5 protein-coding genes are annotated in these 8,780 nt (G+C 61.9%); all 5 read left to right on the forward strand.

All coding sequences use genetic code 11. The annotated features are described in order from the left end of the window. Nucleotides 1–6: 6 nt before the first annotated feature. The gene (locus tag HA630_RS20335; protein WP_166837250.1) at nucleotides 7–2,913 is read left to right on the forward strand and encodes a DUF1156 domain-containing protein; all 2,907 of its coding nucleotides are present in this window, start codon (nucleotides 7–9) and stop codon (nucleotides 2,911–2,913) included. 14 nt (nucleotides 2,914–2,927) lie between these two features. Beyond that, the gene (locus HA630_RS20340; protein ID WP_166837252.1) at nucleotides 2,928–5,738 is read left to right on the forward strand and encodes an ATP-binding protein; all 2,811 of its coding nucleotides are present in this window, start codon (nucleotides 2,928–2,930) and stop codon (nucleotides 5,736–5,738) included. Between the two features lie 326 nt (nucleotides 5,739–6,064). Next, nucleotides 6,065–7,333: a hypothetical protein gene (locus HA630_RS20345; protein WP_166837253.1), complete on the forward strand. Its 1,269-nt coding sequence runs from the start codon at nucleotides 6,065–6,067 to the stop codon at nucleotides 7,331–7,333. Nucleotides 7,334–7,993: 660 nt separating this feature from the next. Next, nucleotides 7,994–8,332: a hypothetical protein gene (locus HA630_RS20350; RefSeq protein ID WP_166837254.1), complete on the forward strand. Its 339-nt coding sequence runs from the start codon at nucleotides 7,994–7,996 to the stop codon at nucleotides 8,330–8,332. Between the two features lie 77 nt (nucleotides 8,333–8,409). Further along, on the forward strand, nucleotides 8,410–8,780 hold a 371-nt coding region (locus tag HA630_RS20355), incomplete at its 3' end, for a DUF2939 domain-containing protein (RefSeq protein ID WP_166837256.1).

Here is an 8,780-nt window from a genome sequence, read left to right on the forward strand (position 1 = left end):
TACCTGATGGCTACCGTCAAAAGTCCCAAGAAACTCATCGAAGTCGCCCTGCCCTTGGACGACATCAACGCAGCTTCGGCGCGCGAAAAGTCGATCCGCCACGGCCACCCGAGCACCTTGCACCTGTGGTGGGCACGTCGCCCCCTGGCGGCTGCGCGTGCGGTCATCTTTGCCCAGATGGTCAACGACCCCGGTGGCGAGCGCGGCTATTACGCGGGCAAAACCAAAGCCCAGGCGGACGCGGAGCGCGAAGAGCTGTTTCAGATACTGCGCGACCTGGTGCTTTGGGAGAACACCAACAACGAAGAGGTGTTGGCCCGCGCCCGGGCGGCGATTGCTAAAAGTTGGCGCGAAACCTGCGAACTGAACAAGGGCAAACCGGGCTTTGACCCCGAGCAACTGCCGGCCTTTCACGACCCGTTTGCCGGCGGCGGCGCGCTGCCCCTGGAGGCGCAACGCTTGGGGCTGGAGAGCTACGCGAGCGACCTGAACCCGGTAGCGGTGACGATCAACAAAGCGATGATTGAAATCCCGCCCCGGTTTGCAGGGCGTACCCCGGTGGGGCCACAAATTGAGGCGGAACGTGGCACCAAGAAAGCGACCAAAAACGCTTTCGAGGACTGGAGCGGTGCCCGTGGCTTGGCGGAAGACGTGCGGCGCTACGGCGCATGGATGCGCGAGCAAGCCCAGCAGCGCATTGGGCACCTGTACCCGCAGGTGGAGGTTACGGCAGAGATGGCAGCCCACCGCCCCGACCTGAAGCCCTTGGTGGGCGAGAAGTTGACCGTGATTGCGTGGCTGTGGGCACGCACCGTTAAAAGCCCCAACCCTGCGTTCAGCCATGTGGACGTGCCCCTGGCGAGCACCTTCATACTGAGCAGCAAAGCGGGCAAGGAAGCGTATGTGGAACCCGTGGTAGAGGGTGACGGCTACCGTTTTGAGGTGAAGGTGGGGAAGCCGCCAGAAAGTGCCAAAAATGGCACCAAGCTGGCACGAGCCAACTTTGTCTGCCTGTTGTCCGGAACACCGATTTCCGGGGACTACATCAAGGCTGAAGGCAAGGCTGGGCGCATAGGAACACGGCTGATGGCCATTGTGGCCGAAGGCCAGCGCAACCGTGCTTACTTGGCACCTACCAGCGAACACGAAGTCACTGCCCAGGAAGCTCACCCCACATGGAAACCGACGGGTGACATTCCAACCCGCATGACAGGCGGTAACTGCACCCCCTACGGCATGACGAGTTGGGGCGACCTGTTTACTCCCCGCCAACTTGTAGCGCTGACCACGTTTTCCGACCTGGTGCCCGAAGCCATTGCTCGCATCCGCGCCGATGCCCTGGTCGCTGGTATGCCCGACGATGGCCGGGGGCTGGACGCAGGCGGCAGTGGGGCCATGGCCTATGCGGAGGCTGTGGGGGTGTATTTGGGTTTTGCATTGGATAAGGTGGTCGATAGGGGCTCATCGCTTGGACGGTGGGACCCTACACCTACCCAAAGCGGGGTAATCAACACTTTCAGTCGGCAGGCTTTGCCGATGACGTGGGACTTTGCGGAGTCAAACCCCCTAGGACGTGCCTCAGGCAATTATGTGGGTGCTACTGAGCTTGTCTCTAAGGCTGTACTTGCTGCTGCCCCAATTTCCAAAGGTAGTGTTCAACAAGCCGACGCCCAGACCCAAACCGTCAGCGCTCAAAAGCTCATCTCAACAGATCCGCCGTACTACGACAACATCGGCTACGCTGACCTGTCGGACTTCTTCTACGTCTGGCTGCGCCGTAGTTTGCGGCCAATCTACCCCAACCTGTATGCCACGCTGGCCGTGCCCAAGGCCGAGGAGTTGGTGGCCACCCCTTACCGCCACGGCAGCAAAGAGAAGGCCGAAACCTTCTTCATGGACGGCATGACCGCTGCGATGCACAACCTGGCGCAGCAGGCTCACCCAGCGTTTCCTGTCACCATTTACTATGCTTTCAAGCAAAGCGACACCAGCGACGAAACTGGTACCCACAGCACGGGCTGGGAGACCTTTTTGGAAGCGGTGCTGCGTGCGGGTTTCACGCTCACTGGCACCTGGCCCATGCGCACCGAGCTGGGCAACCGTATGATCGGCTCGGGCACTAACGCCCTGGCCAGCAGCATTGTGCTGGTCTGCCGCCAACGTGACGCGAGCGCGGAAACCATCAGCCGCCGCGAGTTCCAGCGCCAGTTGCGCGAGCATCTGCCCGAGGCGCTGGAAACCATGATCGGCGGCACCAGTGGGCAAAGCCCCATTGCACCGGTGGACCTGGCGCAGGCGGCGATCGGCCCCGGCATGGGCATTTACAGCCAATACGCGGCGGTGCTGAACCAGAACGGAACGCCCATGAGCGTGCATGACGCGCTCATACTCATCAACCGCGAGATCACCGAGTACCTGACGCCCGACGCGGGCAGCTTTGACGCTGACACCCTGTTTGCGAACGGCTGGTTTGAGCAGTACGGCTGGGCGGAGGGCCCGTTTGGCGAGGCGGACGTGCTGGCCCGAGGCAAGGGCACCAGCGTGGCGGGTGTGGCAGAAGCGGGTGTGGTGCAAAGCGGTGGCGGCAAGGTGCGCTTGCTGCGCTGGGCGGAATACCAGACCGGCTGGGACCCGATGGGCGACACCCGTGCCCCGGTGTGGGAAGCGACGCACCACCTGATTCGCGCTCTCAACACGGAGGGAGAAAGCGCTGCAGGTGCGTTGTTGGCCGCGATGCCCGACAAGGCAGAGCCCATTCGGCAGTTGGCGTATCACCTGTACACCCTGTGCGAGCGCAAGAAGTGGGCGGAAGAAGCCCGGGCGTACAACGAACTGATCACGGCGTGGCACGCGGTGGTGGCTGCTTCGATGGAAGCTGGGCAGCGTGGCGCACAGTTGGGTTTTGATGTTTAAGGGAGCTTGAAAAAATGACCGTGAAACCGTGGCGCGAAGTCGCCCACCCCCATAAGGACGTGCTGGAAGGCTCGTTCAAGCAAAGCGAGTTTGCTGCGGACATTTCGCAGGTCAAAGACCGCGCGGCCCAGCCCGAATACCAAGATCCCGAGAAGTTTTTTGCCCGCACCTACATCACCGAAGGCATGCGCTTGCTGCTGCAAAGCGTGGCCGAGCGGCTGTCGGGGCGCGGTGGTGACCCGGTGATTCAGCTGCAAACCGCATTCGGCGGCGGCAAAACCCACACCCTGTTGGCGGTATACCACCTGGCGAGTCGCACTTGTCCCACGGAAAAGCTGGCCGGCATCCCGCCCATTCTGGACGCGGCGGGCATCACCTCGCTGCCCATGGCAAAGGTGGCGGTGATCGACGGCATCAAGATTTCGCCCAGCTTGCCCCGCTCCCACGCGGGCACCACGGTGAACACCCTGTGGGGTGAACTGGCGGCCCAGCTGCTTGGCGGTGAGGGTTACGCCCTGCTGGCTGAAGCGGACCAGGCGGGCACATCCCCCGGCAAGGAGGCGCTGATTGGGCTGCTGCACAAAGCGGCTCCGTGCGTGGTGCTGCTGGACGAGTTGGTGGCTTACGTGCGGCAGTTCGAGTCGGGCAAGAGCTACACCGGTGGTACGTTCGAGAGCAACATCACCTTCATTCAAGCCCTGACGGAAGCGTTCAAGTCGGTGCCCAACGCGATTCTGCTGGCATCGCTGCCCGAATCAGAAACCGAAGCGGCGGGCACCCAGGGGCAGCGCGCCCTGGAGGTGCTGGAGAAGTATTTCGGCCGAGTCGAGTCGGTGTGGAAGCCCGTGGCGACGGAAGAGGCGTTCGAGATCGTGCGGCGGCGCTTGTTTGACAACGTGGGCGACCCGGCACAGCTGCGTGCGGTGGCCCGCGCGTTCGGGGAGCTGTACCGGCAGAACCCGACCAAATTCCCCGCGGAAGCCCAAGAGGCCCGCTATGAAGAACGCATTGCAAAGTCTTACCCCATACACCCCGAGGTGTTTGACCGGCTGTACGAGGACTGGTCAACGCTGGACAAGTTTCAGCGCACCCGGGGCGTGCTGCAGTACATGGCGATCGTGATTCACCGACTGTGGAACAGCAACGACAAAGACCCGCTGATCATGCCCGGCTCGCTGCCCCTGGAAGACGCAGTGGTGCGCAACAAGAGCATTCACTACCTGCCAACAGGCTGGGAGCCCGTGATTGAGCGTGAGATTGACGGCCCCCGCTCGGCGGCAATGGACATTGACGGGCACGACACCCGCTTTGGCAGCGTGCAGGCGGCCCGACGCGTGGCCCGCACGATCTTTCTAGGCAGTGCGCCCTCGAGCTCGACGCAGGCGGTGCGCGGCATCAAGGTGGAAGGCATTCTGCTGGGCGCGGCCCAACCGGGGCAAGCGGTGGGCACTTACGAAGACGTGATCAAACGCTTGCGTGACCGCTTGCACTACCTGTACGGCGAAAAGGACAGCTACTGGTTTGACACCCGGCCCAACCTGCGGCGGGAGATGGAGAGTCGCAAAGCGAACTTGACCGACGGCGATGACGTGATGCCCCTGCTGCGTGACCGCGTGGGACGCGTGTTTTCTAAGAACAACCACTTTGCGGGCATCCACATTTTCGCCCCGTCGGCCGATGTGCCCGACGACTTTGGCTTGGGGCCACGCTTGGTGGTGCTCCCCCCCACTGCGGGCTACCGGCGCAACGATGACAGCGCGGCCATCTTGGCCGCTACGGAGATGCTGGAAAAGCGTGGCGATGCGCCCCGCTTGAAGCGCAACCGGCTGATCTTTTTGGCGCCCGACGGCGACGCAGTGCAACGCTTGCGTGACGCTGCACGCACCTACCTGGCTTGGAAGAGCATCGTTGAAGACGTGGCGAACCGGCGCATGGACCTGGGCACCTACCAGGCTGACCAGGCAAAGCGTGCGATGGATACGGCTGAGGACGCCCTGAAACAGATGGTGCGCGAGACCTACCGCTGGCTGATGGTGCCCGGCGAAGAGATGGCCCGTGGCAAGCTCTCGCTGCGGTGGGAGGCGGTAGCGGTGACAGCTTCTGCACCCAGCTTGGTGGACGAAATCGAAAACAAGCTCAAGGAGGAGGAGTGGGTGGTTTACGCATGGTCGCCCGTTCACCTGAGCCGGGTGCTGAACCAGTGGTACTTCAAAGAAGGTGTGGGTGCGGTGCCCGCGTTGAGGGTGTGGCAGGACACGTGCCAATACCTGTACCTGCCCCGGCTGCTGAACGCTGACGTGTTTCAGCAAGCTGTGGCGGCGGGCTGTGCAAAGCGGGAGAGTTTTGCGTTTGCTGATGAGCAGGATGGTGACCGCTGGCTGGGCTTCACCTACGGGCAGAACGCCCTGGTGACGGTGCGTGACGGTACTTGGCTGATTGAGCACAGCGCTGCTGAAACGTACCAGGCGCAACTCGATGAAGAAGAGCGCGCGCGCAAACCGCCCGTGGTAGACCCCATACCCGGTACACCCCCTGTGGTGACACCGCCCTCGGTAAAACCTGTGGGTCAACCACCGGCAGAGGCAGCCCTGGCAAACCGTTTCTTTGGCACGGTCGAACTGGACTCGGACACCGCGACGCTGGATTTTTCGACCATCGTCAACGAGGTCATACAGAACTTCACCGCGCAAACTGGCGTTGAGGTCAAGATCACGGTCGAAATCGAAGCCCGTTACCGTGAGGGGTTTGGGGCTGCCCTACAACGCGCTGTCAAGGAGAACTGTGGCGTGCTGAAGTTCAGGTCGGCTAACTTTGAGCGCGAGTAACACCAGGCTGGCATGTTGGCGGTGTTGGTGTGGCGGCTTCCTATAATGGGCTCGCTTCAGTCACCGCTGACTCATCAGCGCAGCCCGTTCGCACGGCTCAGCAACCATTGGTAGTCTCGGCCGCGGGCCCAGTGGTATGGAAAAGTGCGGGCGGGGGGAATGGCTGCGGCAACCACGCATGACATGGGTGACGGGTACACACAGCCCGACTGCACCTGACGGGCACATGGGCCCATCGAAACGCACCTAAGCGACAGCAATCGCTACCGGCCTTCACCACCAACTGCGGGAAGTTGTGTGCTTCTTGGTGACCTTGAAGGCTACAAATGGACATTGACCTGACGAACTACCGACCTGCATCACAGCGTGAGGTCGAACTGGAAATGCGGCGCTGTTTCGATGAGCGGGCGGCAGAAGAGCGCGAGCGTCGCGCGGAACGCGACAAGCAGGAAAAGCTGGCGGCGGCTGAAACCGCATCGCATCCGACACTAACACTGGCGGAAGCGAAGCAAATGGCGGCGACGATCCGGCAGCACGGTGGGAAACGGGTAAAGAGCCCCGAGGAAATCGAGCTTGACGCTTTGTTCGCTGATCTGGCTGATCTGGCTGCTGGTCGCGAGATCGGCTCGTCAGCAGCAAGCCCCGGGGCGGAGCGCGTCATTGCAGATGACCCAGTGGACATCGATGCGACCGAATCGGACGCGCAGCCGATGACCGCTGAAGCTGGAGATGCGGACGAGCGCTCACCCGCGCTGGTAGAGGGCCTGCCCGTGGCGGGCGTTGCGGTGGCTGCACCCAGCCCGGTCGTCGAGCCCATTGCGACGGTGCGGGATTTGGTCGATCACGAATTCCCGCTCGCACAAGTGCCGGAACTGGTTGATGACAGCAATCCCCATCGCGAGCTGCACCTGATTGCCCAAGAGCTGGCGTGCCATAAAGACTACCGGCGGGTTCGCGCAGCGTACTGCGAGCAGTCGCTGCTGTTGAACCAGGTGGGGAGGTTGGCCCCAGCGTATCGGCCAGCTCTGGTGTCGGGGGCGCCGCACAACGACCCTGTTCACCAGCTGATCCACCGTGATCAGGTGGTCATCGACCTGCACTGGTGCTTTGCGACGCAAATGTCGCTGTCACCGACCGAGGCAGCGCATGTTGCGCTCTTTGCAGACCCGAGTCGTTTCAACCTCGAAGCGGCATGGGCGATCTCGGGCAAAAAGTGGCGGAAGGGCTTTCGGTCTGATCAGGCGCTGAGTTTGACGATCTTGCAGCAGTGTCAACTGCTGGCCATACGGGGTGCTGGACTGCAGGCGACCTGCAAGAGCTTGGGTGATGGCTGGCGGGCATCGGGCGGCAAAGAGGCAGGGCGCTTTGCCCGGTTCAAGCGCGCTTTGGGTGAGTGGTGCGAGCGCGACCCCCGTATGCTGGAGCACCGGCGTAGCTACGAGATGTTGTGGTTTGCCCGGGAGTTGCTGGGTTCGTCAGCGACACCGATTCAGATTGCAAAGTTGCATGCCCTGATGTTGGGTGAAGCCGAGCTGGGGCGCGTCACGGTGCGTGACAAGCTCAAGAAACTTGACCGTCACGTGCCCATGAAGTGACGCACATCGGCGATCAGATGAAGGACATCTGGGAGGACATCTGACGTGCAACCGGGTGCCCTGCTCATAGGGAAGCAGGGGTCTTTTGCCTGCTTGGCAGTACTACATAAGTAATAAGGAAAAAGCCGGACACTGAAACGAAAATGTGAGATTCAAAAATCCGGAGGTGATAGTCTGAAGGTGGAGATGAAGATGAGGCATAGCGAACGTGAGAACGTGTCACGTGGAGGCTGGCAAGGCGGTGATGGCTGCCCCCGGGAGTGACTGGTTCGACGGTCTGAACTTCTACTTTTTCTTTTTTGATCATCTCCAAGACTGTTTTCACCCCCTGAATTTTTGGCAGTGTAGGAGGCCCCGGAGGCATGGATTGCATGCGGCTGGAAGGTTGTTGGCCATCCGAGATGGCCCCGGGAAAACAGGGTTTAGACCTTTCCCGGTGGTCCTGTCAGGATGGTTGGCTGGCTGGTTTTACCCACCGTCAGCAGCTCGTCGAAACGTGTGTTGTACGAACGGGAAGAACCGCAGAAAGAACGCCGAAACTATGCCCGGGTCGAAGACGAAGCCCGAGCCCGAGGTGTGTGGACTGTAGAAAGACCCAAAGCCCATACCGTCTTGGGAATTCCGGCGAGCCCAGCGGCAGCGTTGAAGGAGCCCACCGCGATGAAACGAGAACATTGGACGTGCGATGCCGGCGGCGATTCGGTGGCGGTGCTCAACGTGCCCGCAGCACTGCACCGATCCCGCACCTTCGACATCGACGTGAGCCTGGAAGTCAAGGTGGCGGCCACTGAACTCCACCCCTGGCACGAACTGGTGTTCGAGATCGGCGGTCGCCGCCAATGGGGCCGGCGCATCGACAGCCACAGCCCGGCCGATGGACTGGACTACCACTGCCGCCTCACCGTGGAGTCGGACCAGGAACTGCGGTTGCGGGCCATCGCCCAGACACAAGGTGCGCGCATTCACCGGCTGGTGATCGAGGCCACCGAGGTGGTGTGACGGCTGTGGCAAAGTGTGAATGTGTCATCTGAGACCAGTACGCAACCCACAGGCACAACACCTCCAGGGAGCCCCCCATGAAGTCCACGCTCATCGGCGCACTGGCCGTCACGATTGGTATAGCCACCGGCGGCTACTGGTACTACTCGCCTTACCTGGCGGTCAAAGCCACCCAGGAAGCGGCAGACACCGGCAACGCCGACGCCTTCAACGAGCGGGTGGACTACCCCAAACTGCGCGAGAGCTTCAAAGGCCAAATGGGTGCCTTCGTGCTCAAGTCCACCGGCCAAGGGATGAGCGGGGCCGAATCGTTCGGCGCCATGCTGGGCCTGGCCCTGGTCAACCAGATGGTCGATGCGGTCATGCGGCCCGAGATGGTCATGAACCTGATGCAGGCCCGCAAGCTCCAGCTGGGCCAAGGCGGGAACAGCCCCGGCGCGCAAGAGCC

It is taken from the genome of Aquabacterium sp. A08 (assembly GCF_011742065.1).

Bases quoted from the DNA above. Each gene is read 5' to 3' on its own strand.
- HA630_RS20335 (WP_166837250.1), top strand. From the start codon at position 7: ATGGCTACCGTCAAAAGTCCCAAGAAACTCATCGAAGTCGCCCTGCCC.
- HA630_RS20340 (WP_166837252.1), top strand. From the start codon at position 2,928: ATGACCGTGAAACCGTGGCGCGAAGTCGCCCACCCCCATAAGGACGTG.
- HA630_RS20345 (WP_166837253.1), top strand. From the start codon at position 6,065: ATGGACATTGACCTGACGAACTACCGACCTGCATCACAGCGTGAGGTC.
- HA630_RS20350 (WP_166837254.1), top strand. From the start codon at position 7,994: ATGAAACGAGAACATTGGACGTGCGATGCCGGCGGCGATTCGGTGGCG.